Here is a 691-nt window from a genome sequence, read left to right as displayed (position 1 = left end):
CAGCAAGGCCAGGCCGAGTCGCGGCTCGAACAYGATCATCTCATCCAATCGCTGTGCATCCACCACCGCGAGGGTACACGGCGTCAGCGTGGTGCAGGCCGAGAAGCGGGCGCCCGCGTCGAGCAGCGACATCTCGCCCAGCATGTCGCCGGCCCGCGCCTCGGCCAGCCGGGCCCGCCCGCCCCACGGCTGGATGCGGTCGACGGCCAGCGTGCCGTCGAGCACGATCAGCATGTAGTCGCCCTGCTCGTCCTGGCCGATCACTTCCTTGTTGGCCGGCACCTGCACGAACTGCAGGTACTGGCTCATGCGCTGCAGCTCGTCGGGGCTCAACGCCGCCACATAGCGGTCGGCGCCCCACAGCCGGGCGAACAGCGGCTCGGCCTGCTTGCGCTCGATCGGAGTGGCCCCCACCGCCGGTGCGCGCGCGGCCCAGGTGGCCAGCTCCTGCGTGTCTTCGGCGCGGTCGGCGAACTGGGTCGAGAAGAAGCCGGATTCGCTGAGGCCCGCGTCTTCCTTCGACACCGCAGGCGTGTCGTCGCCGCCGCGCTTCAGGCGATCAAAGAGTCGTTTCACGCGGCACCTGCGGCGGATCAGCCGGGGAAGTTTTCGGGGAACTTCGCCTTCGCGCGCGCTTCGGCCGGCGAGATGATGTTGCGGCGAACCAGGTCCGACAGGTTCTGGTCGAGCG

1 protein-coding gene is annotated in these 691 nt (G+C 69.6%); it reads right to left on the bottom strand.

Annotated elements, in window-relative coordinates; all coding sequences use genetic code 11:
- Positions 1-576: cyclic nucleotide-binding domain-containing protein (locus tag AC1D12_RS34695; protein ID WP_477845583.1), on the bottom strand; the 576-nt coding region annotated here is incomplete at its 3' end.
- Positions 577-691: the final 115 nt, after the last annotated feature.

This window comes from Rhizobacter sp. P1_G5 (assembly GCF_056405435.1).
This window is presented reverse-complemented; position numbering and strand designations above follow the sequence as displayed.